The following is a 23,182-nucleotide window of genomic DNA, read 5'->3' on the forward strand; positions in this document are numbered from 1 at the left end:
ACAAAGCGCATGGTCGCGGGACCGTTCCTAAAGGCCCTGGACGCCGCAGATACGGCCGTGGCGCGGCTGGCGCGACGGCCCCGGCCGTCTGTCGTCCGCGCCCTGATGATCGGACTGGCCGCCGGCGGCGCGGGCGTGCTCATGCGCTGGCTGCTGGGCTTGTTCTACGCCGAAGTCACGGGCTTCATGATCCTGCTGCCCTGGGTGATCGTCGCGGCGCTGGCGGGCGGGCGGCTGGCGGGCGTCATGGCTTCCGCTGCCTGCCTCATCGGCGGGTGGGCCGTGGTCGGGATGCAGCCCGGATCGATGACCCCGCGCCTGGGCGAGATCGCCACCTTCAACTTCGTGGTCGTCAGCCTGTTCGCCACCCTGGTGGCGGGGTCGCTTCGGCGGGCGATCGAACGCGGCGAGCAAGCCGAGACGGACCTAAAGGCCTCGGAGGCGCGCGCCCTTGAGGCGGCGGCCTTGCAGCGCGCCATGTTCGACCAAGCCTCGGCCGGCATCGCTCGGCTGGATCTGGAAGGGGTCGTGCGCGACGCCAACGCCCGCTTCGCCGAAATCCTTGGCCTGACGCCCAAAAACATGATCGGCGTCCGCACCGCTGACGTCAGCCATCCCGACGACGTCCAACCCACCCTCAGCATGCTGGACCGCGCCCTGACCACGGGCGGCGAGGTCGAAAAGCGCTACGTCCGGCCGGACGGCTCGATCGTATGGGCGCTGACCAGCGTTCGACCGCTGCGTGACGAGCGGGGCGCGGTCACTGGCTATATCGCCGCCGCCGTGGACATCACCGCCGCCAAGGCCAGCGAAGCCGCCCTGCGCGAAAGCGAAACGCGCTTCCGAGATATCGCCGACACCGCGCCCGTCCTGATCTGGGTGACGGCGGAAGACCGCAGCCGCGCCTTCGTCAACCAGGCCTATGTCGCCTTCGACGGCGGCGACTACGACCATGCACTGAAGCGCGACTGGCGCGACGTTCTGCATCCCGACGATCAGGCGCGCATCCATCAGGAATCGCTGGCCGGCGAGGCCTCGATGGAGCCCTTCAGCATGGAAGGCCGCTACCGGCGGCATGATGGCGAGTTTCGGTGGCTTCGGTCCTTCTCCCGACCACGCCTTCGCGACGGCCAGGTTATCGGCTTCGTCGGCGTGGCCTTCGATGTCACCGAGGCGCGCCGGGCGCAGGATCGCCTCAAGGAATCGGAAGACCGGTTCCGCACCGTCGCCGACAGCGCCCCGGCCCTGATCTGGATGAGCGATGACGCCGCCCAGCTGGTGTTCGGCAACAAGCGGTTCCGCACCTTTCTGAACGTCCGCTCCGACCGCCAGCTGTCTGACGCCTGGCGGCGCATGATCCATCCGGACGATGAGACCGTGTTCGAGGCCGCCTTTATGCGGGCTTTCGAGGCCCGCGACCGCTTCGAGGCCCTGGCGCGCATCGAGCATCCCGACCTTGGCCTGCGCTGGCTGCGCACCGAGGGCGTGCCGCGCTTCGACGCGGCCGGGGTCTTCCAGGGCTATGTCGGCGCCAGCCTAGACATCACCGACGCCAAGAAGGCCGAGGAGGATCTCAAGCGCATCAACGAACTGCTGGAAGAGCGCGTCGGCGCCGCATTGGTCGAAAAGGCCCAGGCTGAGGCCGAGCTGATGCACGCGCAGCGCATGGAGGCCGTCGGGCGCCTGACTGGCGGCGTGGCGCACGACTTCAACAATCTGCTGACGGTGGTGATCGGGGCGCTCGACATCATCCTGCGCTCGGACGATGCGGCCAAGCGTCAGAAGCTGGGCGAAGCCGCCCTGTCGGCCGCCCGTCGTGGCGAGCGACTGACCCATCAGCTGCTGGCCTTCTCACGTCGTCAGGCCCTGCGCCCCGAGGCGACGGACCTGAACAGCCTGATCCGCGAAGGCGAGCCACTGCTGCGCCGCGCGGTCGGCGAGGCGATCGAGTTCCGGCTGAAGTTGAAGCGTGGCGGCGCGCGCGTGAGCGTCGACCCGGCCCAGTTCGAAGCCGCCCTGCTGAACCTCGTGGTAAACGCCCGCGACGCCCTGGGCGACAAGCCAGGCCGGATCACGGTCCAGACGTTGAGCTGCAAGGTCGAGCCCGACGAGGTGCGCGAACTGGCGGCTGGCGACTATGTCTGCGTCGCCGTCTCCGACAACGGCGCAGGCATGAGCGCCGAGGTGATGGGCCGGGTGTTCGAACCCTTCTTCACCACCAAGTCGGTCGGCAAGGGCACGGGACTGGGCCTCAGCCAGGTCTATGGCTTCGCACGCCAGAGCGGCGGCGGCGTCCAGATCAGCTCGACGCCCGGACGCGGCACGGAAATCCGGCTGTATCTGCCGCCGCTGAGCGCCGACACGCCCGAAGAAGCCTCCGTTCCCGCCTGGTCGCCGTCCGAGGCCAAGGCCGACGGCTCCCTGCTGTTGGTGGAGGACGACGCGGGCGTCGCCGCTATCGCGACCGACATCCTGACAGCCCAGGGCTGGCGCGTGACGGCGGCGGACACCGCGCCTGCCGCGCTGGCGCTTCTGGAACGCGGTCGCTTCGATGTGATGCTGACCGACATCGTCATGCCCGGCGGCATGACCGGCGTCGAACTGGCCCGCACGGCGAGCGCTGCCCACCCGGCCATGCGCATTATTCTTACGTCAGGCTATGCCGGCGAGGACGTGGACCAGGCGCTGTCTGACGCGCCCTGGCCGTTCCTGCGCAAACCCTACTCGGCCGAGGACCTGGCGCGGCTTCTGGCCGTCTAGGCCGCGGCGCGCACCTTCAGGGTGTCGAGCGCCGGGATCAGGTCGGCCAGCAGGTCGTCGACGTGCTCCAGACCCACCGACAGCCGGACCAGGCCGTCGCCGATGCCTGCCAGGGCGCGCTGCTCGGGCGTCATGGAGGCGTGGGTCATGGTAGCGGGATGGGCGATCAGGCTTTCTACCCCGCCCAGCGATTCCGCTAGGGTGAAGATCTCCAGCGCCTCGACCAGCGTCCGGACCGCACCGGCGCCGCCATGCAGATCAAAACTCAGCATGGCGCCCGGCCCCGATTGCTGGCGCGCCGCCAGCGCGTGGCCGGGGTGGGTCTTCAAGCCCGGATAATGGACCGTGCGAACCGCCGGGTGAGCGGCCAGGATCTCGGCGACACGGCCCGCCGTCGCCTGCTGGCGCTCGATGCGGGCGAACAGGGTCCGCACGCCGCGCAGGGTCAGATAGGCGTCAAACGGCGAGCCGGTGACGCCCGTCGCATTGGCCCACCAGGCCAGCAGCTCGTGGTCCGCAGGATCGGCCGAAACCACGGCGCCGCCGACCACGTCGGAATGGCCGTTGATGTATTTGGTGGTGGAGTGGACCACGAAGTCCGCGCCCAGGCGGATGGGCTGCTGCAGGGCGGGCGACAGGAAGGTGTTGTCGCAGATCACCTTGGCGCCCGCGGCGTGCGCGCGGCGGCAGATGTCGGCCACATCCACCACTCGCAGCAGCGGATTAGACGGCGTCTCGACCAGCACCAGCTTGGGCCGCAGCGCCAGCGCCGCCTCCAGCGCTTCGGGGTCGCCCTGATCGATAAACTTGAGGTCGAAATGCCCCTTCCGGGCCCGTGCGCACAGCAGGCGACAGGTGCCGCCGTAACAGTCGTGCGGCGCGATCAGCAGGTCGCCGGGCTCCAGCAGCGACAGCGGCAGGTCCACCGCTGCCATGCCGGTCGCGGTAATGACGGCGCCGGCGCCGCCCTCCAGCCCCGACAGGGTCTCGGCCAGCACGTCGCGGGTCGGATTGCCCGAGCGGCTGTAGTCGTAGGTCCGCTTCTGGTCGAAGCCAGCGAACGAATAGTTGGACGAAAGATACAGCGGCGGCATGACCGCGCCGTGGGCCGTGTCCTGATCCACGCCGGTGCGGGCGGCGACGGTTCGGGGGTCCAGAGCTTGGGTCATGCGCAAATCTCCTTCAGCGCGGAGCGGAGGATGTCGCCGACCAGGGCGTCCTCCTTCAGGAAGGCGTCGTGGCCGTACAGCGACGGCGCCTCGACGAAGCGGAACAGGGCCGGCAGGCGCGCGGCGAGCTCGCGCATGTCGTCGATCGGCACCAGCCGGTCCGAGGTGAAGCCCACCAGGCTGACGGGCGTGCGGATCGCCTCGGGCGTGACGACGTGGCGGTCGATGGAGTCCGACAGGCTGAGCCAGCGCCCGGGCGTCGTCTGGTTGCGATAGGCGCGGCCGCGCGCCTGAAGATAGTCGCACACCGGATAGGCCTGACCGGCGCGGTCCGGCGCCGAGGTCTCGAACCGCTCGGCCAGTTCGTCGGGCGTGCGATAGGTCGTCATGGCCAGTTCGCGCGCCAGGGCGACGCCATCCTCCGGGCGCCCTGCGGCCTGGGCCAGCATCAGGATGCGGCGCTGGATGCCACGCCAGGCGGTGGCCTGGGGGTGGGGGCGATGGGCCGCCGACACCACGACGAGCTCGCCGACTCGGTCTGGAAACAGCTCGGCGAAAGCCAGGCCGACCATGCCGCCGTAGGAGCAGCCGACGAAAGCCTCGACGCGGTCTTCGCCCAGGGTGTCGAGCAGCAGGGCCAGCAGACGCGCCTGGTCGTGAGTGGTGATGGTGACGGGCGCGTCGCCTCCGGCATCGGGCGCATAGTCGAAGGCCAGAACCCGCAGTCGATTGAGATCGACGGGTCCGCGCACGGACACCGCGCCCGACCACCAGCCCAGGCCCTTGGTTTCGGTGCGATGCACGAAACGGTCGGCGGAGATGCCGCCGGCCACCACCACCAGCGGTGCATCGGCGCAGCCATGCAGGCGGCCGACCAGACGCCGCTGAGCCAGCCGCTCGCCGGACGCCAGGCGGAAGTCGGCCGGGATGTCGACGGAAATGTCGCGCGCCTTGCCGTCCGCCAAGGCGGCGGAGACGGCGCGCGGCCGACACAGCGGGTCTTCGAGATAGGCTTCGGCAAGGGTCATGGTCGTCGTCCGCGTCTCCGGCTCAACCAAGCCTCAGGCGGTGACAGACCGTGGGCGCGTCGCCTCGTCGACGTCCCACTCATCTCTCGCGGATCCGGCAAAGGACCCCCGCAGGAGTTGGCACCGTTTCGGGCGGAACCCGATGGTTGCCCCGGCGTCAAAGGGCCTAATCCCTCAGCCGGTCTTGATGAGCTGATCTTACGTTGCGGATGCGAACGGCGCCGGTCAAGCGGAAAATCTGACCCTTTTCGCCCCTTCATCTAGTCATTGGCCGCTCCAATAAAGGCCGTTGGAGCCGGAGAAGCAAAATTATTGCGCCCATGGCTTGACGGCGGATTGGGTCTGCGAGCAGTCTCTGGTCGAGTTTCACCCTTGGAGACGACGCGTGATCCGACGCTCGATCCTTTTCGCCGCCGCCTCGACCGTCGCCGTTTCCGGCGCGGCGATGACGCGCGCCGGCCTGGGTATGACCACCACTGCCATGACCACCATGCCCTTCCGGGCGGGGACAGGTTAGCGCGCGGCTCGAAGCCCCGAAGCACAACCCAGACCCCCGCCCGGACCCCCGGACGGGGGTTTTCTTTTTCCGCCGCCCCTCCCGAAATCGCTCCCCAAGGATTCCGCCATGCCCGCCTCCAGCCTCGCCCTTGTCCAAGACGTCCCGCCGCTTGACGCTCTCGCTTCCGCCCCGGCCGGCGAGGTGGTCGTGCTCAAGTTCGGCTCTTCGATCCTGCGTGGACCGCAGGACTGTCCCGCCGTGGCCTCGGCCATCTACGCCCATGTGCGCCAGGGCCGACGGGTCGTGGCCGTGGTGTCGGCCTTCGCCGGCCAGACCGACCGGCTGCTGACGGATGCCCGCGGCCTGGGTCTGGCGCACGAGAACGAGCTTCTGCCGGCCTATGTCGCGCTGGGCGAGGAGAAGGCGGCCGCACTGGTGGCCATCGCCTGCGACCGCATCGGCCTGGACGCCGAAGCCCTGTCGGTGCGCGAACTGGGCGTCGAGGCGCAGGGCGCGGCCGAACACGCGCATCCCGTGGCCTTGAAGGGTGAGGGCCTGAAACGCGCCCTGGCGCGGCGCCAGGTGGTGATCGCGCCGGGCTTCGGCGCGGTGCGCGCGGACGGGCGTCTGGCGCTTCTCGGGCGTGGCGGGTCCGACCTGACGGCCGTCTTCCTGGCCGCCGAGCTGGGGCTGGATCGGGCGCGCCTGATCAAGGATGTCGACGGCCTGTACGACCACGACCCCAACGACGCCTCGGGCGGCGCGCTGCGCTATCGGCGTGCGTCATGGGATGAGGCGCGCCGCCTCGGCGGCTCGCTGGTCCAGCGCGACGCCATCGACCTGGGCCGGCAGCGCGGGGTGGAAATCGAGGTCGGCGCGCTCGACCGCGACGACGGCACGGTCATCGGCGACCGCTCCGCGCCTCCCGGCCCGTCGTCTCCGCCGGCGCCCATCCGCGTGGCCGTCGCCGGGTGCGGCGTGGTCGGCGGCGGCGTCCTGAGCCGCTTGCTGGACGACCCACGCTATGAGGTGGTGGGCGTGCTGGTCCGCGATCCCGCCAAGCCGCGCGACGTACCTGTGCCGGCCGCCCTCTTCACCTCAGACGCAGATGCGTTTTTGTCACGCAAACCTGACATTGTTCTGGAGACCCTGTCCGAGGGCGAGGCCGGCTATGACCTTGTCCGACGCGCGCTGGACGCCGGCTGCGACGTGGCCAGCGCCAACAAACAGGCGGTCAGCCGCGACCCCGGCGGGCTGCTCGCCTTGGCTGAGGCGAGAGGCCTGCGGCTGGCCTGGTCGGCCTCGGTCGGCGGCGGGTCGCCGATGATCGAGACCCTGCGCGCCGCACGCGCGGCGGGTCCGGTGGCCGGCTTCGAGGCGGTGCTGAACGGCACGGTCAACTTCATGCTCGAACGCCTGGGCCAGGGAGCCGCCTTCGAGGAGGCCCTGGCCGACGCGCGCGCCGCCGGCTTCGCAGAGGAGGATCCGTCCTCGGATCTGGAGGGCCATGACGCCGCCGCCAAGGTGCGCCTGCTGGCGTTCGAGGCCTTTGGCGTGTCGCCCGAGGCCGATGCGGTGCCGCGCGACGTGCTCTCGGCCGCCAATCCGGCGGTCGGCGCGCGTCAGATCGGCGCCTGCCGCCGCGGCCCCGACGGCGCGCTCAACGCCTCGGTGGCTCTTGACGCCGACTGCTCAGACGCGCTGTTTCAGTCCCTGTCGGGAGAGGGCAACGCCTTGAAGGTCTATGGCGAGGATGGGCGGGTCTGGACCTGCAAGGGCCGCGGCGCGGGACGCTGGGCCACGACCGAGAGTCTGATGGCCGATCTCAAGGACATCGTGCGCGCCCGCCGCGCTGAAACCCTGGCGATCTAGATTGGCCGTCTTCACCCCCGTTTCCGATGGCGAGGCGGCCGGCTTTCTGGACGGCTATGACCTGGGCGGCCTGGTCGCCCTGACGCCCATCGCCGAGGGGGTGGAGAACACCAACTATCGCCTGGAGACCGACCGGGGCCTGTTTGTCCTGACCCTGTTCGAAGGCCGTGCCGAGGCCTCAGCCCTGCCGTTCTGCCTGGGGCTGACGGACCATCTCGCCGCCGCTGGCCTGCCGGCCGCGCGGCCCATGGCGGATCGGAGTGGCGGTTGGATCGGACGCCTCAACGCGCGTCCGGCCGCCATCGTTGAATGGCGCTCAGGCGCCTGGCTCAGAGACCCTGACGCCTCCGCCCTGAAACAAGCGGGCGCGCTTTTGGCGCGGATTCATCTGGCGGCGGCCGACTATCCCGGACAGCGTGGCAATCCGGTGGGTCCGCTCGCGTGGCGCGGCCTTGCCGACCGCATAGCCGAGGCAGCCTCGGGCGAGGCGGCGCGGCTGCTGGATCGCGTCGAGGCCGAATGGGTGGCGCTGGGCGATCCGTTCGACGAAGGCCTGCCGGGCGGGGCCATCCACGCCGATTATTTCCCCGACAATCTGCTGTTCGACCACGGCGCCCCGTCGGGCGTAATCGACTTCTACTTCGCCTGCACCGCGCCCTGGACCTACGACCTGGCGATCGCCCTCAGCGCCTGGGGCTTCGACGCGGACGGGCGGGCGCGTCCCGATGCGCTGGGCGCCTTTCAGGATGGCTACGAGAGCGTGAGGCGTCTGACGCCGCTGGAGCGCGCGGCCTTGCCGTGCCTCGGCCGGGCGGCGGCGCTACGATTTACGCTGACCCGTCTGCATGACCAGGTGTTCCACGACCCGGCCAAGCTGGTCACGCCCAAGGATCCGGGTGTCTTCCTGAGGCGCCTTGATTACTGGAAAGAAAAGTCACGATAACCTGACTTATCGGCTGAGCGCCTGTACGGCTTCGCGAGCCTGATCCAGGTCCGCGTCGATGACCGTCAGGCGCTCGGCGCGGTCGGCCAGGGCCGCCACGACCGGCGCCGGCTCGGGGTCGAAGCCGACGGCGGCGCCCACGGCGTCGGGGAATTTCGAAGCGTGGGCGGTGGACAGGACTACGACCGGCCCCTGGGGTGCCAGGCGCCGGGCCGCCTCCAGCCCCACGGCGGTGTGAGGGCAGACGACCCGGCCCCAGCGCGTCCAGGCGCGCGCGATGCTGTCGTGGGTGGCGGCCTCGTCGACGGACACGGCGGCGATCTGGATCTGAACCGCCTGACGCAGCTCATCGTCCAGGCAGGCTTGGCCGTCGCGGGCGAAAGTCTCGAACAGGTCGCGCGTCGCATCGGCGTCGCGGCCCGAGGCTTCGAACACCAGTCGTTCGAAGTTGGAGGGCGCCTGCACGTCCATGCTGACGCTTGTGGTCTCCACCGCCGGGCGGCGGGCGTAGACGCCGTCGTTGATGGCGCGGGCCAGTGCGTCATTGGCATTCACCGCCGCGACCAGGCCCGCCATCGGCAGGCCCATGGCGCGCGCCGCTATTCCGGCGAAGGCGTCGCCCAGATTGCCGGTGGGCACGACGAAGGTCGCGGGCGCGTCCAGCCGCCGCGCCGCCGCGACATAATAGGGGATCTGCCCCGCCAACCGCGCCCAGTTGATCGAATTGACCGAGCTGAGCCGGCCCCGCGCGCGCAGTCCCTCATCCGCGAGCAACTGCTTCACCAGTCGCTGGCAGTCGTCGAAGTCGCCTCGGATCGACAGGTTCAGCACATTGTCGGCCTGGCAGGTGGTCATCTGCCGACGCTGCACCGGCGAGACGCGATCCAGGGGGTGCAGCACGACCAGGCGGATGCGTTCGGCGCCCGCAAAGGCGCGCACGGCCGCCGCGCCGGTGTCCCCGCTCGTCGCCACCACGAGCGTCAGGGTTTCCCCCGACGCCCTCAGCGCCTCGTCCGCCAGGCTGGCGGCCAGCTGCATGGCCAGGTCCTTGAACGCCGCCGTCGGACCGTGGAACAGCTCCAGCAGATGTAGACCGGGTTCAATCTCGACCAGGGGCGTCACGTCGGGATGGTCGAAGCCGGCGACCAGCCGATCCACCGCGCGGTCCAGCGCGCCGGGGGGCAGGGCGTCGCCGATGAAGGGCGTCATGACCGCGCGCGCGATCTCGGCGTAGTCGGTCCCGCCGGCTGGCAGGGCGGGCCATTCGAGGGGCATGTACAGGCCGCCGTCCGGGGCCATGCCGCGCAGCAAGGCCTGGGCGAAATCGGTCTCGGGCGACCCGCCTCGGGTCGAGATGTAGCGCGCGCTCTGCATGACCCGTCATTGCTATCGGGCCTGCGGCGCAGCGTCATCCCCCGCCTTCGCATTCGCGGCGCCGCTGGCTTCCGAAGGCGCGGCGCCCCATCTGTAAAACGATGAAGCGTCGCTCCTTCCTGATCCGCGCTGTGGCCCTGGCCGGCCTGGGCGGCGCCGCCTGGTGGGCGCGCGACAATGTCCTGTGGCGTGGGCCGCAGATCGCCTTTGCGGCCGGCGGGACCTCGGGCGAGCTGCCGTGGGCCCAGCCGCGCGCCGGCGTTCCCACGGCGACGGTCAGCCTGATGGGGCGCGAGGTCACCGCCCTGATCGACAGCGGCGCCCAGTATTCCGTCATCGACCGCGCCCTGGTCGCCGAACTGGGCATCGACGGCGGCGTCGACATGCCGATGGTGGCCTATGGCGTCAGCGGCGAGCCGCAGGTGGGCCGGGGGGTGACGCTGGAGGTGACAATCGGCGACATGACCCTGTCGGGCCTGCGCGCCGCCATTCTGGACCTGGGGCCGCTGGCCTCGCCGCAAGGTCTGGGCGCGCCGCTGATCCTGGGACAGGACGTGCTGGGCGCGGCGGTGCTCGATCTGGATGTGGCCGAGCGGCGGCTGGCCCTGACCCGGCGCGAGGATCATGCGCTGGACCCGGCCCTGGCGTCGCTGCCGGTGCGGCGCAGCGGGCGGATGCTGATGCTGGACGTGACGGTCGAGGGGGCGGTGATCCCGGCGGTGGTCGACACCGGCGCCTCGGCCCTGCTGGCGCTGAGCCGCGAGTCCGCCACGGCCGCCGGTCTGCTGGACGGTCGGCCATCGCGACAGAGCCAGTCAATCGTGCTGGGCGGCGTGGTCGGGGCCGAGGTGGTGCAGGCGCGCACCGTCACGGTGGGCGACACCCTGTTCAGAAACCAGGCGACCACCATTTACGCCGACGTACCCCTGCCCGGCTTTCCCGCCGCCCTGCTGGGCATAGAGGCCTTCGCCGGACAACGGCTGACGCTGGATGTCGGCGGGGCGCGGCTGTTCGCGTCGCGGCCGCTGGATCTGACGATCAGCTAGAGGCGGCTACAGGCTGGCGCCTAAAGGCTGGCGAAGGTGTCGCAGGTCGCCGGGTCGCCGGTCTGATAGCCGCGCTGCAGCCACTCCATCCGCTGAGCCGAAGATCCGTGGGTGAAGCCTTCGGGCACGACCCGCCCGCCCGACCGGCGTTGCAGCGTATCGTCGCCGATGGCCTGGGCGGTGCGCAGGCCTTCTTCCAGATCGCCCGGCTCCAGCGCCACCGCGCCGCTTGACACCGCCGCGGCGTTGCGCGCCCAGACGCCGGCGTAGCAGTCGGCCTGCAGCTCCAGCGCGACGGAATAGCGGTTGGCCTCGGCCTGACCCGCCGCACGCTGCTGGGCCTCGCGGACCTGTTGCGAGGCGCCGGTCAGCGTCTGGACGTGGTGGCCGTATTCGTGGGCGATGACATAGGCGCGGGCGAAGTCGGCGCCGGACGCCCCGAGCTTGCTTTCCATCTCCTGCCAGAAGCTGAGGTCCAGATAGACGGTGCGGTCCGTCGGGCAATAGAACGGCCCCATCGCCGCCTGGCCGAAGCCGCAGCCGGTTCCTGTCCCCTGCTCGTACAGCACCACGTTCGGCGGCTGATAGCCGTCCAGCCTGGTGCGCCAGACGTCGTCCACATTGGTGCCGATGACATCGACGAAGCGCCCGGCCTCGTCCTCGGGAGAGCCTACGACGCCCTGTTCCTGAGCGCCCACGCCGCCCAGCTGGCTGGCGACCTGCTGGGTCGTGGAGGGGTCGATGCCGAAGACGAAATAGCCGATCAGCCCCAGGATCGCGACGCCGATCCCGCCGCCCGCGACCGCGCCGCCGCCCATGCCGCGCCGGTCCTCGATGCCCCCGCCGCGCCGTCCGCCCTGCCACCGCATGTCCGCGTCCTTCCCGAATTTCGCTCCAAGCTAGGCCGGAACGCGGTCGAGGCGGAAGAGATGCGTCAGTCCGGCCGCGTGCGATCCAGCCAGGTATCGATCTGCCCCACGCCGTTCCTGACCGCGTCGGTGCGGCGGGTCTGAGCCTCGCGCGCCAGACGTTCCGCTTCGGGCGAGCCCAGCGGGCGCGGCGACACCGGGGCTATGGCGGGCTGACGGGCCGCTTCGATGTCGCGCAGGGTCAGGCGCGTGTTCAGATCCAGCTGCCGAGCCAAGAGCTCGCGCTGATCGGCCTGCAGCCGCTGCTGCTCGATCGCCAGCCGATGCTGCTCGGCCGCGAGGGCAGGCGACGGGGCGACGCCCCAGGGCTGGACCTGGCCAGCGAGCATCAAGGTCAGGACGAGTGCGTGCATGAATCCAAGATGGGTGCAGAGGCCCCGCCGCCCAAGCGTGGCCGCAACCCATGTGGCGGCCGGTGGTTACTGATCCTCTTCCCCGCAACATTTTGGAGGCTCTCTCATGGCCCAATCCCTTTCCGGCAAGACCGTCGCCGTCCTCGCCACCGACGGCGTGGAACTGGTCGAACTCGACAAGCCTGTTGAAGCGCTGAAACAGGCCGGCGCCACGGTCGAGATCATCTCGCTCAAGACGGGCGAGTTTCAGGGCTTCGATCACCTGACGCCCGGCCGCAAGGTCAAGGCCGACAAGGCGGTGGCGGACGTGAACGCCGGCGATTACGCCGCCCTGCTGCTGCCCGGCGGCGTCGCCAATCCAGACCAGCTGCGCGCCGACGAGGACGCCGTGGCCTTCACGCGCGCCTTCTTCGAGGCGGGCAAGCCGGTGGCCGCCATCTGCCATGCGCCGTGGCTGCTGATCGAGGCGGGCGTGGTCGAGGGCCGGACCCTGACCGCCTTTGAATCCATCCGCACCGACCTGAAGAACGCCGGCGCCAATGTCGTCAATGAAGAGGTGGTCGTGGACGAGGGCCTGGTCACCAGCCGCTGCCCCGACGACATCCCCGCCTTCAACGCCAAGATGATCGAGGAGTTCGCCGAAGGCCGCCACGACGGCCAGCAGGCGGCCTAGCCCAGGCGGATGGCCGACATCATGCGTCCGAAGTCCGGCTCACGGCGCAGCGTGGCGCGGCGATTGGAATAGAAGCGGGCCTCGTTGGCCAGGGTGTCGTCGCCGGTCCAGGCGGTCCGGCCGACCCCGGCCTGATCGAGACGCCACAACACGAAGCCCGGCAGGTCGAACAGGGCCTTGCCGGGCTTTTCGCTAGGGCGGAAGAAGCGGCCGGCCCCGGCGTCGTGATGCTCGAACCGCTCGCGGAAGTCATGGCCGACCTCATAGGCGTCCGGGCCGATACAGGGGCCTACGACGGCCGAGATGCGGTCCGGCTTAGCGCCCAGCGCGGTCATGGCCTGAACGGCCGAGTGCACCACGCCGCCCAGCGCGCCTTTCCATCCAGCGTGAACCGCCGCGACCACGCCCGCCTCGGCGTCGGCCATCAGCACCGGCGCGCAGTCGGCGGTCAGGACGGCACAGACGACACCCGTCGCGGCGGTCGCCACGGCGTCGCCCTCGGGCCGGTCGCCGCGCCAGGGGCCCTCGGCCACGCGCGTCAGGGCGGAATGGACCTGATAGCAGGCGGCCAGATCATCCGGCGTCGCGTCGAACCAGCCGGCGACGCGGCGGCGGTTTTCGCCGACGGCGATGGGATCGTCCTTTGATCCGACGCCCGTGTTCAGGCCCGCATACAGCCCTGTCGAGACGCCCCCCTGCCGGGTGAAGAAACCGTGGCGAACGCCGGGCAGATCGAGCAGCGGGTGCACAATGGGGGTCAGCATGAAGCCGTTGTCTCACCCCCGACGCGCTGCGGGCAACCTCGAGCGTTCACCCTTTCGCTTCATCGGCCGTTGACCGCTGCTGTCGAGAATGGCGGCTCTGGAAGGATACGCCATGCAAGCCCTGCCCATCGCCGCGGCCGGAATGCTGGACGCTCAGGCCCGCTTCGACGCCAGCGCCCGTCGCACCGCCGCCCGCCCGCTCGACAATCTTGCCGAGGAAACGTTCGAACGCATCCAGGCGCGCACCGACTTCGCCGCCAACGCCGCTGTGGCGCGCACGGCGGACGAGATGGCCGGAACGCTGCTGGACGTCCTGGTCTGATTTCAGGCCACGGCCTTTTCGGGCAGGTGGAAGAAGTCGATGAAGCGTTCAAACACAGCGGCGTCTCCCTCCAGCCGCATCTCGCCCGCCGCCTCCAGCACCGACGGCGGAACCTTGCCATAGACGGCGGCGGCGACGTTCGGCGGAACGGCATGGACGATCACGTCGCAGTTCTCGATCTCGCCGCGTCGCGCCTTGAGCGCGCCCCTCCTGATCTTCACGATAAACCGGTCGTCGTCCATGACGAAGCCGAGCGTCATCTCGGACTTCCCCGCCCGCCTGGCGTCGAACATGGTCTTGAACGACAGCATCATCGACACCCCGCTGATCGGCAGGGTCGGATCATGTCTGGGCGAGCGCGCGGCCCAGCCGCCCAGGACCATGAAGATCGGTTCGATCTCGTAGCCCCAGTCAGTCAGCTCATAGACCTGGACCGAGGCGGGCGGCGGCAGCTTGCGCCGACGGACAATGCCCGACGCCTCCAGCCCCTCAAGCCGCTGCGTCAGCACATTGGCCGACACTCCGCACAAATCGCCGCGCAGGTCGCCGAACCGGCGGGGTCCCATCATCAGCTCGCGAATGACGAGCAGGGCCCAGCGCTCCCCCACCAGATCGAGTCCATGCGCCGCTCCGCACGCATCGTGATAGCGTCGGGCTGACTTAGCAGTTACTTTTTCTAACTTCATTGTTGACTATCATAACTGATAGGCCCAGAAACTCCAGCGTCCATGAGGGAGACGCCGATGTCCAAGATGATCTTCGTCAATCTGCCCGTCGCCGACCTGTCGCGATCCATCGCCTTCTACGAAGCGGTCGGCGCGACGAGGAACCCGATGTTCTCCGACGACACCGCCGCCTGCATGGTCTTCTCCGACACCATCCACGCCATGTTGCTGACCCACGACAAGTGGCGCACCTTCACCGACCGCACCATCCCCAATGCGCACGACAGCGCCCAAGTGCTGATCTGCGTCTCGGAGGAGAGCCGCCAGGCCGTGGACGGCGTCGCCGAACGGGCCGGCAAGGCAGGCGGGGCGATCGATCCCACTCCGGTCCAGGACTACGGCTTCATGTACGGCCGCTCCTTCGCCGACCCGGACGGCCATATTTGGGAGGTCATGTGGATGGACCCAGCCGCCGCGGCTGCCGGCCCTGAAACCTTCGCCGAACCGCAGCCTGCGTGATCGCCGTGAGCACGCCACATGAGCTGAGCGTCAGCCGCTTCATCGCCGCCAAGCCGGAAACCGTCTGGAAGGCCTTTGTCGAGCACGCGACGGAGTGGTTCACCCCCCGCCCCTGGACCACGCCCAGCGTCGACTACGATCTGCGCCCCGGCGGCCGCGCCGATGTGGTGATGCAGTCGCCCGAGGGCGAGCGGCACGCCTATCGCGGCGTGGTGCTGGAGGTCGAACCCGGCCGCCGCCTGGTCACCACCGGCGCCCTGACGGAGGGCTGGATTCCGCAGCCCGGCGATATGAACTTCGTGCGCCTCGACACGTTCGAGCCTGAGGGCGACGGCACGCGCTACACCGCGCGGGCACGCCACTGGGACGAAAAGGCCGTGAGCGCACATCGCGACATGGGCTTCGAACAGGGCTGGGGCCAGGCGGCCGATCAGCTGGCCGAGGTCGCCCTGCGTCTGGAGCAGACATCATGACCGCGCGCGACAAGATCATACCCTGCATCTGGTACGACAAGGGTCAGGCCCGACAGGCGGCCGAATTCTACGTCTCGCTGGGCCTGCCGGACAGCCGCGTGGGCGACGCCTGGAAGGCGCCGTCCGACAATCCCTCGGCCGTCAAGGGCGAGGAGCTGGTGGTGGAGTTCACCCTGGCGGGCCACCGCTACGTCGGCCTGAACGGCGGGCCGATGTTTCCTCAGACCGAGGCCGTGTCGTTCATGGTCGTCACCGACGACCAGGCCGAGACCGACCGCCTGTGGAAGGCCATCGTCGACAACGGCGGTCAGGAAAGTCAGTGCGGCTGGTGCAAGGACCGCTGGGGCGTCAACTGGCAGATCACGCCGCGCCGCCTGCTGGATTTCTACGCCGACCCGAATCCCGCCCGCGCCAAAGCCGCCTTCGAAGCCATGATGACGATGAAGAAAATCGACATCGCCGCCCTGGAAGCCGCCGCCGATGGGGCCTCTTAGGGTCGCAGCCGGGCTGTCGCGATCATCCAAGCCTCCGGTCCAGATTGAGCGTATTCTTATCCGCCAGCCCCCAGGGGCTTAACGCAAGTCGGCCCTCAAGCCGTGAGCGACCGAGTCGCGAACGATGGGGCCTCTATGAAGGAGACCAAGATCGATGCCCTATATCACCGGCTTCCTGACACCCGTGAAGACCGCCGACAAGGATCGTTACATAGCGTCGGCCCGGAAATCCTGGCCGCTATTTCAGAAGTACGGCTGCCTGGAGCAGGTGGAGACTTGGGGCGAGGACATTCCGCCTGGAAAGGTCACCGGTTTCGACCTCGCCGTGAAGCTCGAGGAAGGCGAGGCTGTGGTCTTCTCCTGGCTGAAATGGCCCGACCGCGCCACCGCCGACGCCTGCTGGGAGAAGATGCAGAGCGACCCCGACTTCTCCGACATGGACATGCCGTTCGACGGCAAGCGCATGATGTGGGGCGGCTTCCAGCCGATCTTCGAGAGCTGAAGCCGGTCGGTGAAAACAAAAAAGGGCGGCTCCGCGCGGAGCCGCCCTTTTCGTTTTCATGACGCCAAAGCTCAGCTGTCCAGGAAGGAGCGCAGCTTGCGGCTGCGGCTGGGGTGTTTCAGCTTGCGCAGCGCCTTGGCCTCGATCTGGCGGATGCGTTCGCGGGTCACCGAGAACTGCTGACCGACCTCTTCCAGGGTGTGGTCGGTGTTCATGCCGATGCCGAAGCGCATGCGCAGCACCCGCTCCTCGCGCGGCGTCAGCGACGCCAGCACGCGGGTCGTGGTTTCGCGCAGGTTCGACTGGATGGCCGCATCGATCGGCAGGATCGCATTCTTGTCCTCGATGAAGTCGCCGAGGTGGCTGTCTTCCTCGTCGCCGATCGGGGTTTCGAGCGAGATGGGCTCCTTGGCGATCTTGAGAACCTTGCGGACCTTCTCCAGCGGCATGGCCAGGCGTTCGGCCAGCTCTTCCGGCGTCGCTTCGCGGCCGATCTCGTGCAGCATCTGGCGCTGGGTTCGGACGATCTTGTTGATCGTCTCGATCATATGCACCGGAATGCGGATGGTGCGCGCCTGGTCAGCGATCGAGCGGGTGATGGCCTGACGGATCCACCAGGTGGCGTAGGTCGAGAACTTGTAGCCGCGGCGGTACTCGAACTTGTCGACCGCCTTCATCAGGCCGATGTTGCCCTCCTGGATCAGGTCCAGGAACTGCAGGCCGCGGTTGGTGTATTTCTTGGCGATGGAGATCACGAGGCGCAGGTTGGCCTCGACCATTTCCTTCTTGGCCTGACGGGCCTCGCGTTCGCCCTTCTGAACGGTCTGGACGATGCGGCGATAGTCGTCGATCGGCAGGCCAGCCTCGGTGGCGACGGCCGCGACCTTACTGCGGATGTCGGCGATCTGAGCGGCTTCGTTTTCGCTGAACTTGGTCCAGCGCACGCCCTGTTCCTTGATCTGTTCGCTCCAGTTCGGATCCAGCTCGGAACCGAAATAGGCCTTCAGAAACTCGGGGCGCGAGATGCCATAGCTGTCCGCCAGACGCAGCAGACGGCCTTCCAGACCGATCAGACGCTTGTTGATGGCGTAAAGCTGCTCGACCAGCGCCTCGATGCGGTTGTTGTTCAGCTTCATCGTCTTCAGACGATCACTGATGGCCGCAGTCAGGGTCTCATAGGCCTTCTGATCCTTGGCGGTCAGTATCTCGCCCTTCAGGCGCGCCTCGACCAGCTTGTCCTGAAGCTTGCGGAAGCCCCCGAAATCGGCGGCGATGGCGTTCAGGACCTCCATCACACCGTCCCGCAACTCGGCCTCGAGCGCCGAGATCGACATGCCGCCGCCGTCGTCGAAGTCGTCCTCGTCGTCTTCGTCCTCAAGGCCGCGTTCGTCGGTCTCGCCGGCGGCTGCGGCCGCTTCTTCCTTTTCCTTCTGCGCCGCATCCTGATTGTGCGGCAGGGAGGCCGGGTTCAGCACGCCGTAGGTGGCGTCCAGGTCGATGACCTCGCGCAGCAGAATGCGGTTGTTCTCGAGTTCCTCGCGCCAGACCATGATGGCCTCGAACGTCAGGGCGCTTTCGCACAGGCCCGAGATCATGGCGTCGCGGCCGGCCTCGATGCGCTTGGCGATGGCGATTTCGCCCTCGCGGCTCAGAAGCTCGACCGAGCCCATTTCGCGCAAATACATCCGCACAGGGTCGTCGGTGCGGTCGTAGGCGGCCTTGGCGGGGGTTTCGGCCACGGCGGTCTCGGCGGCGGCGGCCACTTCGGTGCTCTGGGACTCGGCGGCCTCTTCCTCGTCCTGGACGACGTTGACGCCCATTTCGGATAGCATGGCCAAGGTGTCTTCGATGGCGTCGCCGCTGACTTCCTCGCTGCTGAGGACCTTGTTCAGCTCCTCCATCGTCACATAGCCGCGCGTCTTGGCCTGTTTGATGAATTTCTTGACGCCGGCGTCGGTCAGATCGAGCAGGGGCCCGTCAGTCGCGGCTTCGGTTTCCTGCGTCTCGGTCTGGGCGCTCATTCAGTCTTTTCTCCAGGTGGAGGGCTGATCAGGCCCGCCTCCAATACAAACGTGTGGCGAAGTCGTTGGTTACGAGCTTGCGCCTTCTTCCCAAATTTCTCCGGTCTTGATCGCGCGACGCAAGGCATCCCGCTCGGCCTTTAGCCGGCGGAATACTTCGTCCTGCCCCGGCACGCTGCGCGCCGAAGACAGAGCGTCTTCCAGGGCGGCGACACGAATCAACGCGTCGAACGCCTGCGACCATCGGATCCTTGTCTCGCCGAGGGGCTTGTCTGCAGCCAGGAATGGCGCGCCGGACTTCGCCGCCGCCTTCTCGACCTCGCGCATCAAGACATCATGACCCGATTGCGCCAGATGGCGACGCAGGGCCGCAGAGTCAAGGCTCTGGCCCGAGAAGCGCAGCCGCACAAGCTCCTGCGCCAGCCCGTCCAGCGACGGGTCGCCGAAGCCGTGCGCGGCGATGGCCTCCAGATGATCGTCCATCCGCTCGGGGTCGTCGATGGCCCCGTGCGCCAGGGCGGCGGGCACCGGCTCGATCGCGCGCGACAGGGACTGCATGGCCTGGGCGCCCTCGGCCGTCTGGCCCAGCACCGGCGGCGGCCCGAACCGGCCGCGTCCGCCGCCCTGACCCGGCGTCCAGGGCGCGCGCTGCGGCGTCGCCCGCGCAAACAGGGCGTCGAAACGTTCGAACAGGTCGCGTCGGTATTGCTCGGCCAGGTCCTTGTCCTGCACGGCGTTGGCCGCCTGGCGCAGACGGCCCTTCAGCCCGGCCTTGCGCTCAGGCGTGTCCAGCGGTTCGGCCTCGGCCTCGCGGCGGAACAGGACCTCGGCGAAGGGTCGTGTGTCCGACAAGGCCTGCCGCAGCGCCGGCGCGCCCTTGTCGCGCAGGATGTCGTCCGGGTCCTGGCCGGCTTCCAGCAGGGTGAAGCGGAAGGACCGCCCCGATTTCAACAGGGGCAGGGCGCGTTCCACCGCGCGATACGCCGCGCGTCGGCCCGCCGCATCGCCGTCGAAGCACAGCACCGGCTCGGCCGAGACGCGCCACAGCCGCTCCATCTGCTCCTCGGTCAGGGCCGTGCCCATCGGCGCCACGGCCGGCAGGCCCGCCCGCTGGCAGGCGATGACGTCCATATAGCCTTCGACCACGACGATCCCCTGCTCGCCCTTGGCCTCCGCCCCCAGGATGCGCCGCGCCTCCGGCAGGCCGTAAAGGGTCGCGCCCTTGTGAAAGAGGGGGCTCTCGGGACCGTTCAGATATTTGGCCCGATCGTCGGGGTTCATGGCCCGGCCGCCGAAGCTGACGATGCGTCCGCGCGCGTCCAGGATCGGGAACATGAGCCGGTCGCGGAACCGATCGTACGGCTGGCCGCCTCCTTCCGGCGCAACCAGTAGGCCTGCTTCGACCAGATCGCCGGGCCGCGCGCCGCGCTGGACGAATGCCTGCTTCAAGCCCTCGCGGTCGTTGGGCGCATATCCCAGGCCGAACCGCTCCCACTGATCCTCAGGCAGGCCGCGCCGCTCCAGATACTCTCGCGTCGCCTTGCCGGTGGTGCGGCGCAGGTTGGCGGCGAACCACTTCTGGGCCAGGTCCATCCAGTCGGTCAGGCCCTGCCGCTTCTGCTCGCGTTCGGCGGCGCGCGGGTCCTCAGCCGGCAGAGCCATGCCGGCCTCGGCGGCCAGCCGCTCAACCGCTTCGACGAAGCTCAGCCGCTCGGTTTCCTGCAAAAAGCTGATAACGTCGCCATGCTTGCCCGACGAAAAATCGTGAAAGAAGCCCTTGTCATCGTTCACGAAAAACGACGGCGACTTCTCCTTGGTGAAGGGGCTGAGCCCGACGTACTCGCGTCCCTGACGCTTTAGCTTCACCGTCCGCCCGATGACATCGGACGGCCGAAGGCGGGCCTTCAGTTCCTCAATGAAGCGATCGTCGAAGCGCACCTGCAATCCTTAGCGAGGGCTGAGCGGTGACGCGAGGGCGCGGGACGATTCACCCCCGACCCTCCACCGCGACGTTAAGATAGTCTTAACCATAATGACCGGATCGAGGCAGTAACACCCTGATTAAAGGTGACATTTTTCGGTCACCGAGCGGAACTATCCACAAGGCCTGTGGTTAACTGTCCATGAGCCGCCGGGCGCAGAAGCGCCGCCCGTTCCAACGAAAGATTAGAGATGTTCATCACCATCGCCCGTCCGGCGGTGGAGCCCAAAGGCCCCGACGCCGTCGCCGTCCCAGGCTCTCCCGCCATTGCCGAACTGACCCCGCGCGCCCTGCACGCGCGCCTGCTGGACAATGCCGCAGCGCGCAGACGCCGCGGCATGGAGCGGCGCCTGTCCCAGCGCCTGGATGACGCCGCCTACTGGATTTCCGCGGCGCCCGTCGCGGTGCGCAAGGCCTGCGAACTGCGCAGCCAGACGCCGCTGGCGACCCTGCCCTAGCGCAGTTCGGGCGTTCGCCGCGCGACGGAGTCCATCAGCTTGCGACCCCTGGCGGCCAGGCTGACCGGGCGGCGCCGTTCGCGCCGCTCCATGTCGCGGCCCCATCTCAAGTGAACCGCTTCGACCAACTGAGGATGGCGGTCGTACTGATGCACGATGGCGCTGTAGCCGCCATCGGGGTTCTGGAGCCCGTGGTCGGTCGGCACGAGGGCCTGGCCGTCCGACAGCCCCACGGTTGCGACCCGCTCATGATTGCCGTGAACTTCGGCTTCGATCAGCCCAAGGTGTATGGCCAGGTTGAAGGCGGCCTGATCCGCGCCGAAGCACCCTCCGACCTCTGAGCGCGGCACGGCCCCCAGCGTTAGGATGAAGCGACACAGCCGCCGGGCCGCCGCCGCCGGGCCCAGCACAGTCCCAACGCACAGGCACGGCTTGTCCGCCAGCATCGCGGCCATCTCGTCGCCGACAAGGGCGCGCATGTGCTTCATGTTGAAGCTGTGCTGGGCCAGGGGACGCGTATCGTCTTCGCTGAAGACCTCCAGACCCTTCGGAGCCGGCGAGAACGGCGACGCCTGAAAGACCACGTCTCGCACGTCGGTCAGCAGCACATTTCGGATGTCCGGCCGTTCGGCCAGCAGCCGGTCATAGGCGGCGAAGCGGCCCATCACCGGATGCGGACGCCAACGATCTGAATCGGGCGCGGCCACCGCCTCGATCCCGTGCTCATCCAGGAAGGCGTTGAGGGCGGGCGAACCATCGACCACCAGCAGCACCGGGCCGTCGTGCACAGCGCGAAGCGACCGGGCGAAGACCGCGATGTCGGCCGCGTCATAGCCCGTGGCGTAGCCGATGACAGCATCCTGGCCAGAGCCCGCAGCCGAAAGGACCGGCCGCCTCGACAGCGCCCGCGCCAGCCAGGCCAGATACGCTGACTTGGCGGCGGGCGATCCCATCAGGCCCTCATGAAGTCCGAAAAGCGGTTGAACAGATACAGGCTGTCGGTCGGTCCCGGCGAGGCCTCGGGGTGGTGCTGCACGCTGAACACGGGGCGGTCTTTCAGGGCAATGCCGCAGTTGGTGCCGTCGAACAGGCTGACGTGTGTCTCCATGACCGCATCGGGCAGGCTGTCGCGATCGACCGCGAAGCCGTGGTTCATGGACACGATCTCCACCTTGCCGGTGGTCAGGTCCTTGACCGGATGGTTGGCGCCATGGTGGCCCTGATCCATCTTGACCGTCTTGGCGCCCAAAGCCAGGGCCAGCATCTGATGGCCCAGGCAGATGCCCATGATCGGCTTGCCGCTGTCGACCAGCTTCTTGATCTCGGGCACGGCGTAGGCGCCGGTCGCGGCGGGATCGCCCGGTCCGTTGGACAGGATCACGCCGTCAGGGTTGCGCGCCAGGATATCCTCGGCCGAGGTCGTCGCCGGAACCACGGTCACCTTGGCGCCGGTCGAGGCGATGGCGCGCAGGATGTTGCGCTTCACGCCGTAGTCGATGACCACAACCGACTTGTCGGCGGCGTCGACGCGCGGATAGCCCTGGGGCCAGTCCCACACGCCCTCGCTCCAGTCGAACGACTGCAGGGTCGAGGCGTCCTTGGCCAGGTCCAGGCCGACCAGCCCGGTCCAGGCGCGCGCCTCGGCGACCAGGGCGTCCAAGTCGAAGGCGCCGTTCGGATGGTGTGCGATGACGGCGTGCGGCGCGCCGGCGTCGCGGATCCGCTGGGTCAGGGCGCGGGTGTCCACGCCGGCCAGACCGACGACGCCGCGCCGCTTCATCCAGCCGTCCAGATCGCCCCCCGAGCGCCAGTTGGCCGGATCGGTCGGCGCATCGCGGAAGATCGCGCCCCGCGCCGACGTGCCCGAGCCGTCGCCCATCTGCTCGATGTCTTCGACATTGACCCCGACGTTGCCGACATGGGGGAAGGTGAAGGCCAGGATCTGGCTCATGTACGAAGGGTCGGTCAGGATTTCCTGATAGCCGGTCATCGCCGTGTTGAAGACGACCTCGCCGAGCGCCGATCCGACGGCGCCGCAGCCTATGCCCTGAAAGATGGTGCCGTCGGCCAGGGCCAGCACGCCCGTCGCGCCAGGGAGAAGCTTCTGCGTCATGACGATCTCCTTGACGCCGGATTCCGGCAAGCAAACGGCGGCGTGACTATAGGGGGCGAGGGGTGGGGTCAACGCGCCGGGCGGAAGTCTTTCTAACCCATATCCACCCGACCGACGCCACGGCGAACAGAACGATCGCCGGAACGACGTTTCCGGGCGCCGCCGCCACAACCGCACCGACCGAGAACACCAGGCCGACCACGGCCAGCGCGCGCCAGCCCGGC

Annotated in this window: 23 protein-coding genes and 1 riboswitch; of the genes, 12 read left to right on the forward strand and 11 right to left on the reverse strand. The window is 68.7% G+C overall.

Annotation, left to right across the window (positions count from 1 at the left end; translation table 11 throughout):
- The first annotated feature begins 9 nt into the window (after positions 1 to 9).
- Positions 10 to 2,760, forward strand: a complete 2,751-nt coding sequence (locus ACK4I0_RS10130) for a PAS domain S-box protein (RefSeq protein WP_409610552.1) — start codon at positions 10 to 12, stop codon at positions 2,758 to 2,760.
- On the opposite strand, the gene metB is transcribed toward ACK4I0_RS10130, so the two are convergent.
- Together metB and ACK4I0_RS10140 are read right to left on the reverse strand one after the other, a co-directional pair.
- The gene (metB, locus tag ACK4I0_RS10135) at positions 2,757 to 3,929 is read right to left on the reverse strand and encodes a cystathionine gamma-synthase (RefSeq protein WP_409610554.1); all 1,173 of its coding nucleotides are present in this window, start codon (positions 3,927 to 3,929) and stop codon (positions 2,757 to 2,759) included. The genes ACK4I0_RS10130 and metB overlap by 4 nt on opposite strands.
- Positions 3,926 to 4,957, reverse strand: coding sequence for a homoserine O-succinyltransferase (locus tag ACK4I0_RS10140; protein WP_409610556.1), 1,032 nt, complete (start codon positions 4,955 to 4,957; stop codon positions 3,926 to 3,928). Before ACK4I0_RS10140 ends, metB begins: the two co-directional genes overlap by 4 nt.
- 76 nt (positions 4,958 to 5,033) lie before the next feature.
- A riboswitch (SAM riboswitch) is annotated at positions 5,034 to 5,151 on the reverse strand.
- A 191-nt stretch (positions 5,152 to 5,342) separates the two neighbouring features.
- On the opposite strand from ACK4I0_RS10140, the gene ACK4I0_RS10145 reads away from it, so the two are divergent.
- From ACK4I0_RS10145 to thrB, 3 genes are all read left to right on the forward strand, one after another.
- Positions 5,343 to 5,474, forward strand: a complete 132-nt coding sequence (locus ACK4I0_RS10145; protein ID WP_409610558.1) for a hypothetical protein — start codon at positions 5,343 to 5,345, stop codon at positions 5,472 to 5,474.
- A 108-nt stretch (positions 5,475 to 5,582) separates the two neighbouring features.
- Positions 5,583 to 7,328, forward strand: a complete 1,746-nt coding sequence (locus ACK4I0_RS10150) for a homoserine dehydrogenase (protein ID WP_409610560.1) — start codon at positions 5,583 to 5,585, stop codon at positions 7,326 to 7,328.
- A gap of 1 nt (position 7,329) precedes the next feature.
- Positions 7,330 to 8,271: a homoserine kinase gene (gene thrB / locus ACK4I0_RS10155; protein ID WP_409610562.1), complete on the forward strand. Its 942-nt coding sequence runs from the start codon at positions 7,330 to 7,332 to the stop codon at positions 8,269 to 8,271.
- Between the two features lie 6 nt (positions 8,272 to 8,277).
- Here the strand turns inward: thrB and thrC are convergent, their stop codons facing one another.
- On the reverse strand, positions 8,278 to 9,645 hold the full coding sequence (gene thrC, locus ACK4I0_RS10160) for a threonine synthase (protein ID WP_409610564.1): 1,368 nt from the start codon (positions 9,643 to 9,645) through the stop codon (positions 8,278 to 8,280).
- Between the two features lie 101 nt (positions 9,646 to 9,746).
- On the opposite strand from thrC, the gene ACK4I0_RS10165 reads away from it, so the two are divergent.
- The gene (locus tag ACK4I0_RS10165; protein ID WP_409610566.1) at positions 9,747 to 10,691 is read left to right on the forward strand and encodes an aspartyl protease family protein; all 945 of its coding nucleotides are present in this window, start codon (positions 9,747 to 9,749) and stop codon (positions 10,689 to 10,691) included.
- Positions 10,692 to 10,711: 20 nt separating this feature from the next.
- On the opposite strand, the gene ACK4I0_RS10170 is transcribed toward ACK4I0_RS10165, so the two are convergent.
- Together ACK4I0_RS10170 and ACK4I0_RS10175 are read right to left on the reverse strand one after the other, a co-directional pair.
- Positions 10,712 to 11,560: a neutral zinc metallopeptidase gene (locus ACK4I0_RS10170; RefSeq protein WP_409610568.1), complete on the reverse strand. Its 849-nt coding sequence runs from the start codon at positions 11,558 to 11,560 to the stop codon at positions 10,712 to 10,714.
- Between the two features lie 65 nt (positions 11,561 to 11,625).
- Positions 11,626 to 11,973, reverse strand: a complete 348-nt coding sequence (locus ACK4I0_RS10175; protein WP_409610570.1) for a hypothetical protein — start codon at positions 11,971 to 11,973, stop codon at positions 11,626 to 11,628.
- A 106-nt stretch (positions 11,974 to 12,079) separates the two neighbouring features.
- On the opposite strand from ACK4I0_RS10175, the gene ACK4I0_RS10180 reads away from it, so the two are divergent.
- On the forward strand, positions 12,080 to 12,646 hold the full coding sequence (locus tag ACK4I0_RS10180; protein WP_409610572.1) for a type 1 glutamine amidotransferase domain-containing protein: 567 nt from the start codon (positions 12,080 to 12,082) through the stop codon (positions 12,644 to 12,646).
- Here ACK4I0_RS10180 and pgeF read toward each other — a convergent pair.
- Entirely contained in the window at positions 12,643 to 13,410 is a 768-nt protein-coding gene (gene pgeF, locus ACK4I0_RS10185; RefSeq protein WP_409610574.1) for a peptidoglycan editing factor PgeF, read from the reverse strand. The two genes, ACK4I0_RS10180 and pgeF, sit on opposite strands and share 4 nt — an antisense overlap.
- Positions 13,411 to 13,522: 112 nt before the next feature.
- Between pgeF and ACK4I0_RS10190 the strand changes: the two genes are divergently transcribed.
- On the forward strand, positions 13,523 to 13,732 hold the full coding sequence (locus ACK4I0_RS10190) for a flagellar hook protein FlgE (protein ID WP_409610576.1): 210 nt from the start codon (positions 13,523 to 13,525) through the stop codon (positions 13,730 to 13,732).
- Positions 13,733 to 13,734: 2 nt separating this feature from the next.
- Here ACK4I0_RS10190 and ACK4I0_RS10195 read toward each other — a convergent pair whose 3' ends face one another.
- On the reverse strand, positions 13,735 to 14,340 hold the full coding sequence (locus ACK4I0_RS10195) for a winged helix-turn-helix transcriptional regulator (protein WP_409610578.1): 606 nt from the start codon (positions 14,338 to 14,340) through the stop codon (positions 13,735 to 13,737).
- 135 nt (positions 14,341 to 14,475) lie between these two features.
- On the opposite strand from ACK4I0_RS10195, the gene ACK4I0_RS10200 reads away from it, so the two are divergent.
- The 4 genes from ACK4I0_RS10200 (at position 14,476) to ACK4I0_RS10215 (ending at position 16,385) form a co-directional block, all read left to right on the forward strand.
- Positions 14,476 to 14,916 (forward strand): VOC family protein, encoded by a 441-nt coding sequence (locus ACK4I0_RS10200; RefSeq protein WP_409610580.1) that lies wholly within the window; start codon positions 14,476 to 14,478, stop codon positions 14,914 to 14,916.
- A 5-nt stretch (positions 14,917 to 14,921) separates the two neighbouring features.
- Complete coding sequence (locus ACK4I0_RS10205) at positions 14,922 to 15,389, forward strand: SRPBCC family protein (RefSeq protein WP_409610582.1); 468 nt, start codon at positions 14,922 to 14,924, stop codon at positions 15,387 to 15,389.
- Positions 15,386 to 15,883: a VOC family protein gene (locus ACK4I0_RS10210; RefSeq protein WP_409610584.1), complete on the forward strand. Its 498-nt coding sequence runs from the start codon at positions 15,386 to 15,388 to the stop codon at positions 15,881 to 15,883. The genes ACK4I0_RS10205 and ACK4I0_RS10210 overlap by 4 nt, the downstream gene beginning before the upstream one ends.
- Before the next feature lie 154 nt (positions 15,884 to 16,037).
- Entirely contained in the window at positions 16,038 to 16,385 is a 348-nt protein-coding gene (locus tag ACK4I0_RS10215; protein WP_409610586.1) for a DUF1428 domain-containing protein, read from the forward strand.
- A gap of 71 nt (positions 16,386 to 16,456) precedes the next feature.
- On the opposite strand, the gene rpoD is transcribed toward ACK4I0_RS10215, so the two are convergent.
- Both rpoD and dnaG read right to left on the reverse strand, forming a co-directional pair.
- Positions 16,457 to 18,406, reverse strand: a complete 1,950-nt coding sequence (gene rpoD / locus ACK4I0_RS10220) for an RNA polymerase sigma factor RpoD (protein WP_409610588.1) — start codon at positions 18,404 to 18,406, stop codon at positions 16,457 to 16,459.
- Between the two features lie 69 nt (positions 18,407 to 18,475).
- Positions 18,476 to 20,344, reverse strand: coding sequence for a DNA primase (dnaG, locus tag ACK4I0_RS10225; protein ID WP_409610590.1), 1,869 nt, complete (start codon positions 20,342 to 20,344; stop codon positions 18,476 to 18,478).
- 234 nt (positions 20,345 to 20,578) lie between these two features.
- On the opposite strand from dnaG, the gene ACK4I0_RS10230 reads away from it, so the two are divergent.
- The gene (locus ACK4I0_RS10230) at positions 20,579 to 20,845 is read left to right on the forward strand and encodes a hypothetical protein (protein ID WP_409610592.1); all 267 of its coding nucleotides are present in this window, start codon (positions 20,579 to 20,581) and stop codon (positions 20,843 to 20,845) included.
- On the opposite strand, the gene ACK4I0_RS10235 is transcribed toward ACK4I0_RS10230, so the two are convergent.
- Both ACK4I0_RS10235 and carA read right to left on the reverse strand, forming a co-directional pair.
- Positions 20,842 to 21,798, reverse strand: coding sequence for a hypothetical protein (locus ACK4I0_RS10235; protein ID WP_409610594.1), 957 nt, complete (start codon positions 21,796 to 21,798; stop codon positions 20,842 to 20,844). The genes ACK4I0_RS10230 and ACK4I0_RS10235 overlap by 4 nt on opposite strands.
- Positions 21,798 to 22,958: a glutamine-hydrolyzing carbamoyl-phosphate synthase small subunit gene (gene carA / locus ACK4I0_RS10240; RefSeq protein ID WP_409610596.1), complete on the reverse strand. Its 1,161-nt coding sequence runs from the start codon at positions 22,956 to 22,958 to the stop codon at positions 21,798 to 21,800. The genes ACK4I0_RS10235 and carA overlap by 1 nt, the downstream gene beginning before the upstream one ends.
- Positions 22,959 to 23,182 lie beyond the last annotated feature (224 nt).

It is taken from the genome of Brevundimonas sp., assembly GCF_046295775.1.
Classification (GTDB): domain Bacteria; phylum Pseudomonadota; class Alphaproteobacteria; order Caulobacterales; family Caulobacteraceae; genus Brevundimonas.